The organism is Acidaminococcales bacterium (genome assembly GCA_031290885.1).
GTDB lineage: Bacteria > Bacillota > Negativicutes > Acidaminococcales > JAISLQ01 > JAISLQ01.
Genome location: JAISLQ010000082.1, coordinates 1 through 16,689 on the forward strand (window position 1 = coordinate 1; position 16,689 = coordinate 16,689).

18 protein-coding genes are annotated in these 16,689 nt (G+C 55.2%); 2 read left to right on the forward strand and 16 right to left on the reverse strand.

Features of this window, described 5'->3' with window-relative positions; all coding sequences use genetic code 11:
* The first annotated feature begins 335 nt into the window (after positions 1-335).
* A complete protein-coding gene (locus LBO03_10190) occupies positions 336-944 on the forward strand; it encodes a DUF3793 family protein (protein MDR3349942.1) in 609 nt (202 codons plus the stop codon).
* Positions 945-1,006: 62 nt separating this feature from the next.
* Positions 1,007-1,423, forward strand: a complete 417-nt coding sequence (locus LBO03_10195) for a flavodoxin (GenBank protein MDR3349943.1) — start codon at positions 1,007-1,009, stop codon at positions 1,421-1,423.
* Positions 1,424-1,533: 110 nt separating this feature from the next.
* On the opposite strand, the gene LBO03_10200 is transcribed toward LBO03_10195, so the two are convergent.
* From LBO03_10200 to ruvA, 16 genes are all read right to left on the reverse strand, one after another.
* On the reverse strand, positions 1,534-2,154 hold the full coding sequence (locus tag LBO03_10200; protein ID MDR3349944.1) for an MBL fold metallo-hydrolase: 621 nt from the start codon (positions 2,152-2,154) through the stop codon (positions 1,534-1,536).
* A 71-nt stretch (positions 2,155-2,225) separates the two neighbouring features.
* Positions 2,226-2,672 carry a D-tyrosyl-tRNA(Tyr) deacylase gene (gene dtd, locus LBO03_10205; GenBank protein ID MDR3349945.1) on the reverse strand — a complete coding sequence of 149 codons (447 nt, stop codon included), beginning with the start codon at positions 2,670-2,672 and terminating at the stop codon, positions 2,226-2,228.
* Positions 2,673-2,677: 5 nt separating this feature from the next.
* A complete protein-coding gene (locus LBO03_10210) occupies positions 2,678-4,882 on the reverse strand; it encodes a bifunctional (p)ppGpp synthetase/guanosine-3',5'-bis(diphosphate) 3'-pyrophosphohydrolase (protein MDR3349946.1) in 2,205 nt (734 codons plus the stop codon).
* A 28-nt stretch (positions 4,883-4,910) separates the two neighbouring features.
* Entirely contained in the window at positions 4,911-7,265 is a 2,355-nt protein-coding gene (recJ, locus tag LBO03_10215) for a single-stranded-DNA-specific exonuclease RecJ (protein ID MDR3349947.1), read from the reverse strand.
* A 12-nt stretch (positions 7,266-7,277) separates the two neighbouring features.
* Positions 7,278-7,601: a LapA family protein gene (locus LBO03_10220; GenBank protein MDR3349948.1), complete on the reverse strand. Its 324-nt coding sequence runs from the start codon at positions 7,599-7,601 to the stop codon at positions 7,278-7,280.
* Positions 7,602-7,665: 64 nt separating this feature from the next.
* Complete coding sequence (gene secF / locus LBO03_10225; protein ID MDR3349949.1) at positions 7,666-8,556, reverse strand: protein translocase subunit SecF; 891 nt, start codon at positions 8,554-8,556, stop codon at positions 7,666-7,668.
* 19 nt (positions 8,557-8,575) lie between these two features.
* A complete protein-coding gene (gene secD, locus LBO03_10230) occupies positions 8,576-9,781 on the reverse strand; it encodes a protein translocase subunit SecD (protein MDR3349950.1) in 1,206 nt (401 codons plus the stop codon).
* Positions 9,782-9,799: 18 nt separating this feature from the next.
* Positions 9,800-10,378, reverse strand: coding sequence for a 5-formyltetrahydrofolate cyclo-ligase (locus LBO03_10235; GenBank protein MDR3349951.1), 579 nt, complete (start codon positions 10,376-10,378; stop codon positions 9,800-9,802).
* A gap of 13 nt (positions 10,379-10,391) precedes the next feature.
* Positions 10,392-10,712, reverse strand: coding sequence for a preprotein translocase subunit YajC (yajC, locus tag LBO03_10240; protein ID MDR3349952.1), 321 nt, complete (start codon positions 10,710-10,712; stop codon positions 10,392-10,394).
* Positions 10,713-10,793: 81 nt separating this feature from the next.
* Positions 10,794-11,906 (reverse strand): tRNA guanosine(34) transglycosylase Tgt, encoded by a 1,113-nt coding sequence (tgt, locus tag LBO03_10245; GenBank protein MDR3349953.1) that lies wholly within the window; start codon positions 11,904-11,906, stop codon positions 10,794-10,796.
* A gap of 35 nt (positions 11,907-11,941) precedes the next feature.
* Positions 11,942-12,958, reverse strand: a complete 1,017-nt coding sequence (gene queA / locus LBO03_10250) for a tRNA preQ1(34) S-adenosylmethionine ribosyltransferase-isomerase QueA (GenBank protein MDR3349954.1) — start codon at positions 12,956-12,958, stop codon at positions 11,942-11,944.
* Between the two features lie 83 nt (positions 12,959-13,041).
* Positions 13,042-14,319, reverse strand: coding sequence for a SpoIID/LytB domain-containing protein (locus tag LBO03_10255; GenBank protein MDR3349955.1), 1,278 nt, complete (start codon positions 14,317-14,319; stop codon positions 13,042-13,044).
* 7 nt (positions 14,320-14,326) lie between these two features.
* A complete protein-coding gene (locus tag LBO03_10260) occupies positions 14,327-14,533 on the reverse strand; it encodes a DUF2905 domain-containing protein (protein MDR3349956.1) in 207 nt (68 codons plus the stop codon).
* 5 nt (positions 14,534-14,538) lie between these two features.
* A complete protein-coding gene (locus LBO03_10265) occupies positions 14,539-15,084 on the reverse strand; it encodes an epoxyqueuosine reductase QueH (protein MDR3349957.1) in 546 nt (181 codons plus the stop codon).
* Positions 15,081-16,088, reverse strand: a complete 1,008-nt coding sequence (gene ruvB, locus LBO03_10270) for a Holliday junction branch migration DNA helicase RuvB (GenBank protein ID MDR3349958.1) — start codon at positions 16,086-16,088, stop codon at positions 15,081-15,083. The genes LBO03_10265 and ruvB overlap by 4 nt, the downstream gene beginning before the upstream one ends.
* 1 nt (position 16,089) lies before the next feature.
* On the reverse strand, positions 16,090-16,689 hold the full coding sequence (gene ruvA / locus LBO03_10275; GenBank protein MDR3349959.1) for a Holliday junction branch migration protein RuvA: 600 nt from the start codon (positions 16,687-16,689) through the stop codon (positions 16,090-16,092).

Sequence of the window (16,689 nt, forward strand, 5' to 3'; positions counted from 1 at the left end):
GTGGAACGACAATCTGCCGAGGAAGATTTTAGGCTGCATGACGCCTGCGGAAGCGTTCGCGCAAGAGCTTATGAAAATCAAAGAGGCAATCGCGGCATAATCCCCTTGCCTAAGCCATGGCAATACAAGGATTGGTGCATGCCAAGCCCTATGGGAAATTTGTTGCATTTGATATTGCAATGAACCGCCCAAAAAAATTCGCGAATTTTTTGGTTTGCCTATTGACAAACAAAATCGGAACTGGTATTCTATGTTTAGTTAGTTGCGGCTAACTAAATTAAATGCCCTTTAGTTATCTAAGACTAACTAAGCGCGTTTGTAGCAAGGAGCTGGCTATGCCGGAAATAGCGCGTTTTCTCTCCGACCTGCCTAAATGTGATGGCCGCGAGTACGTTTTGCGGATGCTGGCGTTTACGTTGTCGCCGGTTTTAAAAAAAGTCAAGCCGGCGGAAATAGTGATATTGACCGAGCCTTGCCTTTCCGGTTGCTGGGAAAGGGAAAAAGGCGCCCTGCTGCAAGGACTTAGTTTGTCCTGCCGGGAGCTTTGGTCGACCCGGGGGCGCGCCTGTCTTTTGTTTTATGACCGCAGCCTTTTGGAAAATGCCCTGTCCGATCCGGAGGCGTTGGGCTTGCTCGGGAACGGCGGCTACGCCGTCAAAGACGGCGCGGAGTCTTTGCTCAATCAATTGGCAAGTCGGATGGGGCAGCGGGATTTCCCGCACGAAGTCGGCGTTTTCCTCGGTTACCCAGCACCCGACGTAGCTGCTTTTATACGGTTTGGCGGCAAGAATTTCGCGCTTTGCCGCTATTGGAAGGTGTATCATGATGTGGAAGCGGCGCGGCGAAAGTTCTCCGCGATCGACGAAGCCAAAAGGCGGGCGGCTTGCCTTTTGAACAGCGAAGTGCCGGCGGATGCCGCGATTGCCCTTTTGAAAGCAGGCTGACGGCGGCCGGCCGTACGGTATAATTTGATTGTTGAAAAATTTTATAGGCGGTGTCCAAAAAGATGAAGATTTCTCTTGTTTATTGGAGCGGTACAGGCAATACCGAAGCTATGGCGAAGTTTATCGCCGAAGGAGCGGCGGCGGCCGGCGCCCAAGTCGAGGCAAAGGCTGTCGGCGCGGCGGCAGCCGGCGACGTCCATGGCGCCGATCTCGTGGTTCTCGGCTGCCCCTCCATGGGCGACGAAGCATTGGAGGAATATGAGTTCAGCCCGTTTCTGGAGAACGTGCTGCCGACGCTGAAAAATAAAAAAGTCGCCCTTTTTGGTTCTTACGGCTGGGGCGATGGCCGCTGGATGCGCGAATGGCAGGAAAAAATGTCGGCCGCCGGCTGCTTGCTGGCAGCGGACGGCCTGATGGTCAACGGCGCCCCGGAAGGCGAAGAATGCAAGAAGTTTGGCGAGTTGCTCGCCAAAGCTTAACGACGCTATCCCCCTTAACAAAAAAGTCCCCCAACACTTTTTTGTTCTACTTTATATCCCCCAAACAAACAAGCAGTCCCTCGCTTACCCCGGCGGGGGATTGCTTGTTTTTACTGCAAAAAGGGGTTCATGCGGCGTTCCCACCCTACCTCGGTAGCCGGGCCGTGTCCGGGCAGAAGCTTGACGCCGTCCGCAAGGGTGAGTATTTTGCTTTTGATCGACTGCAGCAGTTGGGAATAGGAACCGCCGGGAAAATCGGTGCGGCCAATGGATTCGCAAAATATCGTGTCGCCGCAGAACACGACGTCCCCGCATTTAAAACAGCAGCCGCCAGGGGTGTGCCCGGGAGTTGCCATAACTTCAAAAGACAGCCCGGCAACCTCAATTATTTCGCCGTCTTTGAGCAGGCGGCTGGCTTTGTCGCAGGTTATGTTTTCCCCCATAAAGGCGGAAAGGTTAATCCGTGCGCTGGTGAGCATGTTCGCGTCTTTCTCCCCGATCATCACCGGCACTTTCAAGGCCCCGGCGACTTCCTTCAGCGCCCCGATATGGTCGGAATGGCCGTGGGTGAGCAAAATGGCTTCGATTGTCAATCCCTCGTCTTTGACTGTTTGGAGGATGCGGCGGGCGTCCGCGCCCGGATCTATGATCACGCCGCGCTTTTCTTTTTCGTTGGCCGCTATATAGCAGTCCGTGCCCAAAGCCCCTACTTCCAAAAGTATTATTTTCATAAATAAACCCTCCCCGCTGAAATACCGGCGCGAACGAGCGACTGTAAGGCGGCCGCCCTGCGGCAAAAATTTTAAAACGTCTTTCTGCTGTCAAGCAGTATGGTAACAGGCCCGTGATTGACCAGCCCGACAAACATTTCTTCCCGGAACCGTCCTGTTTGCACAGAAACGGCCTTGGCGCAAATGGCGGCAAATTTTTCATAAAGCCGCTTGGCGTCATCCGGCGGCGCGGCGGCGTCAAATCCCGGCCGCCGGCCGCGGCGGCAGTCCGCCAGCAGGGTAAATTGAGATACTGCCAGCAACTGGCCTTTTATGTCCTTGAGCGACAGGTTCATTTTTCCGCCGCCATCGTCAAATATGCGCAGGTTGACGATTTTTTCCGCTAAATAGGCCGCGTCTTCTTCGGTATCGCCCTTTTCCACGCCCAAAAGCGCGGCCAGCCCCCTGTCTATCCGCGCCGCCCGGACGCCGGCGACGTCCACCCAAGCGTTTGTTACTCTTTGCACAACCGCGCGCATGCCGTTCATTCGCCTTTCGCCGAATGGCGCTCAACGCTTATGACATCTTTGAAGCGCCTCATTTTGCTGATAATATGTTCTAATTGGCTGAGATCGTTTATTTCCAGTTCCATGGAAAGATTGGCCGTTTTGTTCCGGTGGTTGGTCTTTACTTTGAGCGCGCTCACATTGACTTTTATGTCGGAGGGGACGCTGACTATTTCCGCCAGCACGCCCGGTCTGTCGGTAGTCAGGGCTTCAATGTTGACGCGGTACAGGGAATTGGGGTCGGCGTCCCAGCTTACGTCGATCATGCGGGCAAATTCATCATCGCTGTTGAGGACGTTCAGGCAGTCGCGGCGGTGTACGGACACGCCGCGGCCGCGCGTGATGTAGCCGATTATGCTGTCGCCGGGCACAGGGTTGCAGCATCTGGCCAACCTGACCATCAGGCCGGACTCGCCTTTGACCAATATGCCTTGGCTCGCTTTGCTTTTGCCGCCTTTGGGCTTTAGTTCGGAAAGCATCTGCGATATTTCCTGGGGCATGTCCACTTTGAGTTCGGCTTTGTGCATTTCGACAAGTTTCGTAATGACGCCGGGGACGGTCAGCCCACCATAGCCAAGCGATGCCAGCAGGTTGTCTTCCGAAACGAGGTTCATCTTGGCCGCGAGGTTCTTCAGCCGTTCGGATTTCAGGAAGGCCTTTGTTTCATAGCCCAATCTTTTGCTTTCGCGTTCCAGGAGTTCGCGCCCTTTGGCTATGTTTTCCTCCCGCCGCGCTTTTTTGAACCAGGCGCGTATTTTGCTTTTGCTGTCCGAGGAGGCGACAATGTTCAGCCAGTCGCGGCTCGGCCCGTTGGCCTGTTTCGAGGTGATGATTTCGACAATGTCGCCGTTTGAGAGTTTGTATTCCAACGGCATTATGCGCCCGTTGACTTTCGCGCCTATGCAGCGGTTGCCGACGTCGGTATGTATCCTGTAAGCAAAATCCACCGGCACGGCGCCGGCCGGCAGATCAATCACGTCGCCGCGCGGCGTAAAGACAAATACTTCTTCTTCGGTGAAAACGTCGGTTTTTACGGTGTCGATAAATTCCTTGGTGTCGCGCATGTCTTTGTGCCATTCCAGCATTTGCCGAAGCCAGGAGAGTTTTTCCTCAAAAGACTTGCTCGCGGATTTGCCGCCTTCTTTGTAGCGCCAGTGCGCGGCGATGCCGTATTCGGAAATGCGGTGCATTTCAAACGTCCTGATTTGTATTTCCAGCGGCTGCCCCTGGTTTGACATAACGGTAGTATGCAGCGATTGGTACATATTGGACTTGGGCATGGCTATATAGTCTTTGAAGCGGCCGGGCATGGGCTTCCAGATGGTGTGCGCGACGCCGAGGGCGCCGTAGCAGTCTTTGACGCTGCCGACCAGTACCCGGACCGCCAAAATGTCATATATTTCACTAAGTTCTTTATGGTCGCGCTGCATTTTCCGATAGATGCTGTAAATGTTTTTTGCCCGGCCGTGCGTGCGGCATTCAATGTTTACTTTGTCCAGTTCGTTTTTCAGCGTCGCCATGGCCTGGTCGATGATGCTCTCGCGCTCGCGCCTTTGCGCTTTTACTTCATCGACAAGGCCGGCGTAGATGGCAGGTTCGAGATAACGGAAAGCAAGATCCTCCAGTTCCCATTTGATGGTATATATGCCCAGCCGGTGCGCCAGCGGGGCAAACAGCTCCAGCGTTTCACGGGCGATGGATTTTTGTTTTTCCGGCGGCATGTAAACGAGGGTGCGCATGTTGTGCAGCCGATCGGCCAGTTTGATCAGCACCACCCTGATGTCTTTCGCCATAGCCAGAAACATTTTACGGTAGTTTTCCGCCTGCTGGTCTTCTTTGGAAAGGTATTCGATTTTGCCCAATTTGGTCAGGCCGTCCACCAGCAAGGCGACTTCCGCCCCGAAACCTTCTTTAATGCTTTCGAGGGTGGCGTCCGTGTCTTCCACGACGTCATGCAAAAGCGCCGCAGCGACGCTGTCGGCGTCAAGCTGCAGCATTGCCAGGATATAGGCCACTCCGAGGGGATGCACTATATAGTCTTCGCCGGAAGCGCGTTTTTGCCCTTTATGGGCGGACAGGGCAATGTCATAGGCTCTTTTCAGGACTGCTATCTGTTCCGGCGCAAGGTATGTTTCCAACTGCGCAAACAATAAATCCGGCGCAGCAAGTTCTTTTTCCCGCATTTTTCCTCCCAAGACAGGAAACAGCCGCTCATTCCCCAAAAACCAGGCGCGCCATTTCTTCACGGCTGAGGCTGATACATTGCGCAAGCGCCGAACGGGCACGTTCGGCGTCTTTGATCTTTTGCCGGTAAGTATCCGAAAGGTCAAGGCTAAGTTTAGTACCGCCATTTAACGGCGACAAAAAGAAGCTGCCCGCGCTTTCACGGATCGCCCCGATTTCCCGCAATATTTGCAAGGCGGCGGTTACGGCCGCCAATGGGCGCCCTTCCGCCAGGCGCGGCAACTCCTCGGCGGACGCGCCGCCTAAGGCGCGCAGGTGCCTATACACGCCGCGCAAGAATTCCGCGTCCGGCTGGAGCGACGCCAGAAGGTCAAGCCGATTGTTGACATCATCTATATTATACAGCAAATGCGCCGTTTTGATAGAGAGTTTACGCAGGGCGCACCAAAAATTTTGATCATCCAGTGCCGCAAAGGGCGGTTGGGCGAAAGCCGCGTCCGTGGCCGCCGCAGCAGCCGCAAGGTCAAACTTGGCCGTATCCGGCAAAACGGCGGCCAATTTTTCTTGACATTCCCGGTCAGGGCAGTAAACAAAAATCTCCGCGCGGCGGGCGGCCAATTCTTTAAGGTAGCCGATACGGTCAAAACCGGCGCCGCCTCTAAAATCGTATACTATATGGCGAGGCTTCAAATCGGAAGCGATCAAGGTGATCGTTTTGACTTTGTTCCATTCGTCTTCTTTCGGTTTAAAGGCAATCCCTAATTTGCTTTCCTCGTAAACAATATCTTTCCAGCCGCCCCCGCGCCACATAATAACCGGCAAGTCGCGGCCGCCGCCGCAGGCTCTGAATTTAAGATGCTGTTTGTCCCTGCCGATAACGGTTATGTTTCTGGCCAGGACTTCTTTTGCCGCCAGCACGGGTTCGGGGTTTCCCGCGCCGAAAGGCTCAAGCGCCGACAATTCACGCAAAAGCCGTCCGTCAATCGCGCAAAGCCCGTCAATTTCCATGTCGATCCGCTGCCGCGGCAAATAGTCGTCAGCAGTGAGGTTGTTGCGGGCATATTCAATTACCGTCCGGGAAAAGTCCGCTATTTTATCTTTTTTGATGGAAAAGCCGGCCGCCTGGGCATGGCCGCCGTAGCGCAGAAGGTGCTCCCCGGCATAAGAGAGCGCCTCGTACATGTTGAAGCGGCTTATGCTCCGGCAAGACGCTTTGCAAACATCGTCGCCGCCGCTGACGCTGATTAGCGCGGCGGGGGCATTGTAACGCTCAACCAGCCGGGAAGCTACTATGCCTATGACGCCGGGGTGCCAGCCGTTTCCGGCCAGCACCAAGAATTCCCGCGCTCCGCCCTGCTTTATGAGCAACTCTTCGGCTTCGGCAAATATTTGCTTTTCAATGCTTTGCCTTTGCGCGTTCTCTTGTTCGAGCTGCTGCGCCAGTTCGCCGGCGCAATGGGGATCGTCGGTGGTCAACAGTTCCACGCCGCGCCGCGCGCTGGACAGCCGGCCGGAAGCGTTTAGGCGGGGCGCCAGGCCAAAACTTATGTCGCCGGCGCCTATCGCGCGCCCCTCCAGCCGCGCCTCCTTGATCAAATGCCGCAGACCCACGTTGTCCGTATTGTTGAGCGCTTTTATCCCCAAGCGCGCTATTTCCCTGTTTTCGTCAAACAGAGGCACTATGTCGGCGACCGTGCCCAAGGCCGCCAGTTCGATTGAGCCTGTCCAAAATTCGTCGGCGTTTTTTAGTTTTTGCCAAAGCCCCTGGCATAGCTTGAAGGCTACCCCCACGCCGGCCAATTCCTTGCAAGGATAAGGGCAGCCGGTCTGTTTGGGGTTGATAAGCGCGTAAGATGCCGGCAGTTCGGCGGGCGGGGTATGGTGGTCGGTGATGATGACATCCAGCCCCGGCGGGGCGTTTTTTATTTCCTCGACCGCGCTTACGCCGCAATCCACCGTTATGACCAGCGCCGCGCCGCCGGCGGCGATCTGTCGCAAGGTATTGCCGTTAAGTCCGTACCCTTCCGTTTGTCTGTCCGGTATACAGTATTCGACAGGATAGGCAAAGTCCCGGAAAAAGCGGTATAAAAGCGAAACGGCCGTTACCCCGTCCACATCGTAGTCGCCGTAAAGGCAGATTCTCTCCCCCTTCTCCAGTGCCCGGACGATGCGCGCAGCCGCCTTTTCCATGTCTTTCAGCAGCCAGGGCGAGTAAAAGGGCTCTTTGCGGCCATAAAGAAAATCCCGCGCTTGGGCGGGATTTTCGATGCCGCGCGCCAAAAGTATCCCGGCGGCCGTTTGCGAGATGCCGGCCGCTTGGGCAAGTTCTGCGGCGGCGCTTTTATTTGTGTTGGGCAGTATCCATTTTTTAACAGGAAACATGATCGGCTTTCGTCAATTTTCTGGGGGCGCGTTATCGGGGACGGGCTGCGCCGCTTTCTCCAATTCTTCTATCTTTTTTTCCAGCAGAATCTTTTCGTCGGTAAGGATTTTAATTGTTTCATTTTTTTTGCGGCCTTCCCAAAAGTGTTTCACTTTGAGGTACATGGTAAAAGAAACGCCCACAAGAAGGCCCAAAAAGGCCGAGGCGAGGATCACCAGCACCAACGACGCTTCCTGCTGAAAAAAAATGAATTTTACCGGCACGACCACCGCGTTTTGCAAGGCAAAAACCGCTACGACCATGCATATCAGCATGGTTACGATAATGAAGGGCATGTTAAAACCTCCCGGATAAATATATAGCCGGCTTTTGCGGGGATTTTGCCCCGCAGTTCATTGTTCATTTAACCGATTTCAGTTTGCGGCTGTTCAGTTCGACCCAGAAAGAACCGGCGCAGAAAATGGATGTGTAACTGCCGAAAACCAGCCCCACGAGCAGCGCCAAAGAAAAATTGCGCGTGGTGTCGCCGCCGAAGCAGTAAAGCGCCGCCGTAACAAAAAGCACGGTCAATACGGTATATATGGAACGGGCCAGCGTTTGCCGGATGCTTTTGTCGGCCAGCGCGGTCAGGGAGTCGGAACGCCGGAAAGTGCGCATGTTTTCCCTTATCCGGTCAAAAATGACGATGGTGTCGTTTATGGAATAGCCGATGATGGTAAGCAGCGCGGCAACGAAAGTAGCGTCAATCTCGACCTGAAAAAGCGAGAAAAAGGTCAGTACGGCCATGACGTCCTGCAAAAGGGCGATAATTGAGGCGATGGCGAACTTGAACTCAAAGCGCCAGGTTATGTAGGCAATCATCAAAAGCCAGGAAAGCGCTATGGCAACGACCGCTTGCCGGGTGATTTCCCCGCCGAGCACGGCGCCGACGTTTTCTATGCGCAGTACGTCGAAAGCACCCGCTTTAGCGGCCAGGTCATCGGTAACTTTTTTTCGCGCCGAGTCGTCCAAGGCCGCCGTGCGGATAAGCACCGTACTGTTTCCGTCGGCCCGGCCGGTTTCGCCGGCCAATTGTATTACGCTGTTTTCCAGGCCGTGCGCCCGCAATACTTCCCGTATTTCTTCAATGGTGACGGGTTTTGTAAATTTCAGTTCCAGCAGGCTGCCGCCGGTAAAGTCTATCCCGAGGTTAAAGCCGCGGACAAACATTGAAACGAGACCAACCGCCACAACTATGGCGGAGATGGCAAACCATATTTTTCTTTTTTCTGTGATCGGAAATATTTTCATCAGTCAAGTAAATCCTTTCCTATGCCCCGAGAATCCTGCCGCTTTTGAAAATGCCGCTGCCGATGAGCGATTTAAGCATAAATTTGGTTACGGTAATGGCAGTAAACATGCTAAGGACAATGCCCAGCGCCAAAGTAACGGCAAAGCCCCGCACAGGGCCCGTTCCCATATAAAACAGCACGCCGGCCACAAAAAGCGTCGTAACATTTGAATCCAAAATCGTGGCAAAGGCCCGGCTGAACCCGGCATCAATCGCCGAGCGCAAGGTTCTGCCCGCATACAGTTCTTCCTTGAACCGTTCAAAAATGAGGACGTTGGCGTCCACCGCCATGCCGATGCCGAGGATGATGCCGGCGATTCCCGGCAGGGTAAGCGTAGCCTGGAGCAGTTTCATAGCCAGAAGGAGCAGCAACACGTAAAGCAAAAGGGCTATCGTGGCCACCAGCCCCGACAAGCGATAATAAGCGAGCATGAAAATGACGATGCCGGCAATTCCGATGACAAAGGCTTGCGCGCTTTTGTCTTTGGAGTCCTGCCCGAGGGTCGGGCCGACCGTCCGATTTTCGATTACTTGCATTTTCACCGGCAAAGCGCCGCTGCGCAGGAGTATCGCCAACTGCTCCGCTTCCTCTATGGTGCGGCTGCCGGTGATAACGGCCTTGCCGCCGCGTATCGGTTCATTGACGACCGGAGCGGTGAGCACCTGCCCGTCCAAAAGTATGGCGATAGTTTTACCTACGTTAAGCGAAGTAAGATTGAAAAAGACTTCCCCGCCTTCATCCGTAAATTCAAGCGATACTTGGGCACCCTGCCCCGGGGCGGCTTGGGCGCGCGAATCCCGCAGGTCTTTGCCGGTCAAAGCCGTCTTCCCCGAAGGGTCTTTAAATTCCAGCAGGGCGGTTTTCCCCAGCATGGCGATAGCCGCGTCCGGATCTTTTATGCCCGGCAGTTCGACAATGACCCGCCTTGAACCCTGCCGCTGAATGAGCGGTTCCGTAAGCCCGAGTTCATTTACCCGCCGTTCGATTATCCTGACCACGCGGTTTAAAGCGTCGTCGCTTACCGGCGCGTCGGGAGTATCCACCGCTTCAAGCACGACATGGGTGCCTCCCTGCAAATCAAGCCCCTGCTTGATGGACAAAGCCAGGGGGGTTATATAATAAAAAAATACGCCCGTTATAGCCAGCGCGGTAATGAGAAACCTCATCATACTGTTCCAGCGCAATGTTTTCGCCTCCGTTTTCTAAATCCGCCGGCAAGCCGTTATGCCCCGTTCGCTCACCAAAAAATCCATATTTACGTCACTGTTTGCCAATGGCAGACTTGGCGCGATCTGCGGGGTCAGGGTTATCCCCGCTTTGACGGTTTCGCTCAAATCCGCCAAGAAGCGGTCATAATAGCCGGCGCCCATGCCCAGCCTGCCGCCTTTTTCCGTAAATGCAAGACCGGGCGCCAGCACTAAGTCCAGCCGCTCCGGGTCTATAAAAACATCGGCGTTTTCCGGCGCCCTTATTCCGTAGCGCCCCAAGACAAGCCCGGAAAAGGAACGCAGCCGGACGGCGCGCATGATTTTTCGGCCGGACGGCGGCACATAAGGAACATAAACTTTTTTGCCCAGCGCGGCGGCTTGCCGCAAAAACCCGTCAAGCGCAACCTCCTGGCCGAAAGATAGATAGCCCATGATATGGACGGCCTCGGCAAATACCGGCCATTCCAGCAAGCGCGCGCACACCGCGCGGCTTTTTTCCTCAAGCCATTGCGGATCGTAGCTGTCGCGTATGGCCGCGAATTTTTGCCTGATAATTTCCTTTTCGCCCTCCATGACACAAAACCACTTATTTTTTATCTTTCATTTCGTTTTCAGCCAATTCTTGCTTGGTTAAGTCTTGAAAACGCACGATCGCGCTGCGGGAAAAATCTATTTCGACTTTTTCCGCCGCACGCAAAGTTATCTTTTGTTCGCTCATCGCCGTGATCACGCCGAATATGCCGCCGGCCGTTACCACTTTGTCGCCCTTTTTCAGGCTGTTTTGAAACATTTCCCTTTTGCGTTCTTCTTTTTTCTGCGGCCGGATGATAAGAAAATAAAACATTACGCACATGAATAGAATTATGCCAATATTAAAAAGCGCCGGATCCTGCAAAAATGATTCCATAAATACACCTCTCATACTTGCTCTCTCATAATTGCTTGACAACTCTTTGTAGCCTATTCGACAATTATATTAAAATACCTGTCAATGTTGCCATTTTTCTAAAAAATTTTTTCTGAATTCTGGGAAATTGCCCTTTATTATGGCCGACCGGACATCGCGCATAAACCGCGCGATAAAATATAAATTATGCAAAGACAGGAGGCGCGGCGCGAAAGTTTCCCCGGCTTTCAGCAAATGCCTTATATAAGAGCGCGAATAGTTGCGGCAGGCGTAGCAGCCGCAGCCCGGTTCAATCGGCAGGAAATCTTCGGCGTAGCGGGCGTTTTTTAGCGGCAGGCGCCCCCGGTAGGTCATGGCCATGCCGTTACGCGCCACCCGGGTCGGGAAAACGCAGTCAAACATGTCCACGCCCAACGCGACGGCTTCCACTAGGCAATCCGGCGTGCCGACGCCCATGAGGTAGCGCGGCTTTTCCTTCGGCAGGCAGTCCGTAACCGCGCCAAGCATTTCGTACATCACCTCTTTGGGCTCGCCGACGCTCAAGCCGCCTATGCCGTAGCCCGGCAGATCCAATTCCGCCATGCGTTCGGCGCTCATCCGGCGCAGATCGCCATATGCGCCGCCCTGCACTATGGCGAAAAGAGCCTGCTCGCCGCGCGTTTTTGCTTTAGCGCAACGCAGCGCCCAGCGCCCGGTGCGTTCGGTGGAAGAAAGCGCGTAAGCGTAATCCGCCGGATAGGGGATACATTCGTCAAAAGCCATTATTATATCGGCGCCCAGCGCCTCCTGTATTTTTGTCGCCCGCTCCGGCGTGAGCGTTTGCCGCGAGCCATCGATGTGCGACCGGAAAGCCACCCCTTCCTCCGTTATCTTGCGCAGCGCGCCTAAGCTGAATACTTGGAAGCCGCCGCTGTCGGTTAAAATCCCCCTGTCCCAATTCATGAATTGGTGCAGGCCGCCGGCTTTTGCCACTACGCCCTCGCCCGGGCGCAAAAAAAGATGATAGGTATTGGCCAGGATGACATCGGCTCCTGTCCCTTTAATTTCTTCCGGCGAAAGCGTCTTGACTGCGGCCTGCGTGCCCACCGGCATGAAAAGCGGCGTTGGAAAGCTGCCGCGCGGCGTGTGCAGCATGCCGGCGCGCGCGCCGGTAACCGGGCATTCTTTGCTTATTTTTATATATACCGGCGGCAAAAGCCTTCCATCCCTTCTTCCGGCAAATATGCGGCTCAAACGATGAGCATGGCGTCGCCGAAGCTGAAAAACCGATAGTCCTGCTCAATAGCTTCCCGATAGGCGGCAAGCATGAATTCGCGCCGGCAAAAAGCACTTGCCAGCATAAGAAGCGTACTTTGCGGCAAATGAAAATTGGTAACGAGGGCGTCCATGATTTTAAATTGATAACCGGGATAAATAAATATGTCCGTCTGCCCGGCCGCCGCCCGCATACGGCCGCCCGCGCCCGCGCTCTCCAATACGCGGGCGCAAGTCGTGCCGATGGCAATCACCCGGCCGCCTTTTTTTCTGGCCGCGTTGATTTCTTCCGCCGTTTGCGCGCTCACGCTGTAATATTCGCTGTGCATCACGTGTTCGTCCACGTTTTCCGCGCTGACCGGCCGGAAAGTGCCAAGCCCTACGTGCAGGGTAACAAAGGCGGATTTTATCCCCGCGGCCTTTATTTTTGCCAACAGCCCTTCGGTAAAATGAAGGCCGGCCGTGGGCGCGGCCGCCGAGCCTTCCACCTTCGCGTATACAGTCTGGTAGAGGGAAAAGTCTTTTATTTTTGTGTGAATGTAAGGCGGCAAAGGCACTTCGCCAATCTTTTCCAGCGCTTTCGCGAAGTCCCCTTCGTGATAAAATCGCGCTGTCCGGCCGCCAAAATCAGTTTTTCCAATTATTTGGCAACTTATGCCGCCGCCAAAATCCAAAAAATCGCCTGCCTTTGCTTTTTTGCCCGGCCGCGCCAATATTTCCCAATCGCCGCCGTCCAAACGGCGCAAAAGCAGGACCTCTATCCTGGCGCCGCTGGCTTTGCGCCCGAAAAGCCGAGCCGGTATGACTTTGGTATCGTTGAACACTAATATGTCGTTGCCTTGCAAATATTCCGTTATGTCGTAAAAACGCCGGTGCGAAAAAAAACCGGTTTGCCTGTCCATGACCATAAGGCGCGAGTGATCGCGCGGGTTGGCGGGGGTTTGGGCTATTTTTTCCGCCGGCAGGCGATAATCAAAATCTTTGACAAGCATTTGTTTTCCTGCTTTCGGGCAAATAACGGCGATACGTTCTTTGGGGACGCAGAGGGCACGTTGGCGCTGCCGCTTGGCGCGCCCTAATACATTTTTCCGATCTGCGTGCCCGGGAAATAATGTCCGAGAATCTCCCCGTGGCTTTTGCCCGCCAGCGCGAGCCCGCGCCCGCCCCATTGGCTGTAGCCGAGGCCGCTTCCTTTGCCGCGTCCCTTGACGATGATTTTTTCATTGTCCGCCCAGGATACTCTTTGCGCCAGCGGCCGGCCGGCGGGGAAAATCGGTTCGGCGTTTACCGTGACCGGTATTTTTTTTACGCCCACGACGTTGCCGTAAGGATCGGAGATCGGCACGTCAATAGATTCCGGCAAAAGATTGGCTATGGCGATGTCAAAAGCGCCGCTCGGCAGATCTAACATTGCGGCGAATTCTTCCCCCTTAATAACGGCGAAGCCGCGATCGCCAAGCACCTTTATGCTGACGAGCCGCCCGGATTTTCCCCTGTCCGGCGTTTCGGCGCCTTCCAGGGCGGAAAACTCAAATCCCCGCAACCGGCCGATGTCTCCATGCCCGGCGTATTTGAGCCGCTCATCAACAAATTTCACGTTGAAGGTCTTTTTCCATTCAAAATCCGGGCAATCTTGGTCATAATCAACGACCGACCGGATATAGGGCAATGCAGCCAGTTCTTCGGTGCGCCCGCCGCCGGCGGCATGGAAAAACGCCCGGATGGGTTCGCCTTGCCGGATAACGACCTGCCCGGCGGTCGCCCTGATCGCCTCCGTTATCTCAGGCCGCTCAATATCCCGGCCGTAATAAGCGTTGCCTTGATACAAAGCGGGAAGATCAAAATCTTTTTGCCGCCCGCCGGCTATGGCGCAAAAGGCTATGGTACGGCTGATCACCGCCTGCGCCCTCATCGCCTCCTCCGGCCAAAGCGGCGGTATTTCATTGGGCACGGTGCCGTAAAGGTATTCTTCTACCGGCAGGACGTTCACTACATTGAGGGCTTCGCCGCCGGCCGCTATGCTGACTTTGAAAGCGCCGCGAAAAACCTTTCGGTTGACCTCGGCCGCGCTGCCGGCAGTTTCGGATGTTATAGTAACGCTTTTCCCGGCGGTAAGGCGTCCGTCAATTTTCAAAAATCCGTTTTCCGCCGTCAGCAGGTGTTTGGCTTCAGGCAAAAAATCCAAAAATTCGCCGCTGTCCAGCCGGGCTGAAAACAGGGCGGTTTGGGCGGCAATGAGCGCCGAACGCTGCCCTGTTACCACGCTTACCCTAATATTGGGGCCGGTCGCGGCCAGGGCGCTTGTCCCCCAAAAAACCAACAAAAAAAAAGCCAAGAAAGTCCGTTTTGTCATCGCGCTTTCACCTGCGGGTCAAGAAATTGAACACAAAAGACAGCACTACGCTGATTAGTATACAACTGACAACAGGAAAACTGAAGCTGAAATTTTCCCTCTGTATCCTGATGTCGCCGGGCAGATGAAAGAGTGGGAAAAACTTGCCGCCGAAATGGACAAGCGCGCCCAAAACCAAAAGCGCCGCCCCAATTGACATCAATGTCTTGCCCATAAAGTTCACTTCTTCCTTTTCTTTTCATAACGGTCGCGCTCGCTGAAAACGCAGCCGCAGTAAGACTGCCGGTACATGCCGCAGGCGCGGCTTGTTTTTTCCCCCTCGCAGAACCCGGGGCGAAAATCGTAATACTCAAAACTTACGCCAAATTCCGCCGCCGCCGCCCGCGCGAAACCGGCAATCTCGTCGTGCCGCTGGTAAGGGCTGCCCAAAAGCGTGGCGGAAAAAGCGCCGTAGCCGTTGTTGGCGGCAAATTCGGCCGTTTTGCGCATCCTCAGTTTGTAGCAGTAATGACAGCGGATTATAGGTTCGCGCAGGGCGCAAACCAAGAAATCTTCTAAAGGATAACTTTTGTCGACGGCAAGTTTTATCCCGCCCGCAGCGGCGAATTCGCGCAAAGCGGCCAGCCGCCGTTTAAACTCCCGGTAAGGCTGTATGTTGGGGTTGAAAAAATATAGGGTAAAATCCCTTCCTTTGCCGCGCAAAAAGGCGGACGGGAAAATCGAGCAGGGCGCGCAGCAAGCATGCAGCAACAGATCGCCGCTCATGTTTCCCGTTCCTTTGGCGAAACGCCGAGGTAATGATAGGCCGTAGCGGCGGCGACCCGGCCGCGCGCTGTCCGCTGCAAAAAACCCAGCTGCATCAGAAAAGGCTCGTAAACATCTTCAACTGTCTCCGCTTCTTCGTTTATGGCGGTCGCCAAGGCCTCTACCCCCACCGGCCCGCCGGAGAAGGTTTTGACCAAAGCGGTAAGCAGCCTGCGGTCGTTGCGGTCAAGCCCGAGTTTGTCCACTTCCAGCCGCCCCAGCGCCCTGTCCGCCACTTCCGCGGTAATGATCCGGCAGCCGTCCACTTGCGCAAAGTCGCGCACGCGCTTTAACAGCCGGTTGGCCACCCGCGGCGTCCCGCGCGCTCGCGCGGCAATTTCGTCCGCTCCCGCGCCGTCTATCTCCACGCAAAGCACATCGGCCGACCGCTCAAGGATCAACCGCAATTCATCGGCATTGTAATATTCCATGCGGCAGCTGACGCCAAAGCGATCGCGCAAGGGTCCCGCCAAAGCGCCCGCCCTGGTGGTTGCCCCGATCAGGGTGAACTTAGGCAAGTCCAGGCGGATGGAACGCGCGCTCGGCCCTTTGCCGATGATAATGTCCAGCGCGAAATCCTCCATAGCGGAATAAAGCACTTCTTCCACGGTTTTGGACAGGCGGTGTATCTCATCAATGAAAAGCACGCCGTTTTCCGGCAGGTTGGTCAGCAGTGCGGCCAAGTCGCCCTGGCGCTCGATTGCCGGGCCGGAGGTGATCCGAAAGTTTACCCCCAGCTCGTTGGCGATAATTCCGGCCAGCGTCGTTTTGCCAAGCCCGGGCGGGCCAAAAAGCAAAACATGGTCAAGCGCTTCTTTGCGCTCGCCGGCCGCTTTGATAAATACGGACAAATTGTCCTTGATGCGGCTTTGCCCGATATATTCGGCCAGCCGGCGCGGGCGCAGGCTGTACTGCCACCGGTCGCCTTCTTGCCCGTCGCCGCTGATTATCCGTTCCTCGTCCATTTTACCTCCCGGACAATCCTTTCAGCGCGGCTTTGACAATTTCCTGCGTTGTCATCAGCCCCGTGTCCACCTTTTTCAATACGGGCATTATTTCGCCGCCGGAATAGCCAAGCGCCAGCAAGGCCTGGGCCGCCTCGTCGCGGGCGCCGGAGGCGGCGCCGTCCGAAAAGCCGTCCGCCGGAGAATCTTTGCCCTCGGCCGAAACGCCCAGCTTGTCGCGCAATTCCAGCAACAGGCGCTCGGCAGTTTTTTTTCCCACGCCCGGCAGTCGCGTGAGCGCCTTGACATCCTGGCGCAGCACCGCCACCCTGAAAGCGTCCGGCGCGGTAAAAGACAGTATGCCCAAAGCGCCGCGCGGCCCTATGCCGCTTACGCCCAGCAAAATGAGGAAAAGCTTGTATTCGTCGTAGTCAAAAAAGCCGTAAAGGCAAATGGCGTCTTCCCGCACGGCCGTATGCACATAGAGCTTCGCTTGCCGGTCAAGTTCCAGTTTGGACAGCGACGGCGAAGTCATAAAGACGCGGTAGCCCACGCCGCCGGTTTCCACTATGGAATATTCCGGCGTTACAAGCGTTACCTGTCCTTTCAGAGAACCTATCAC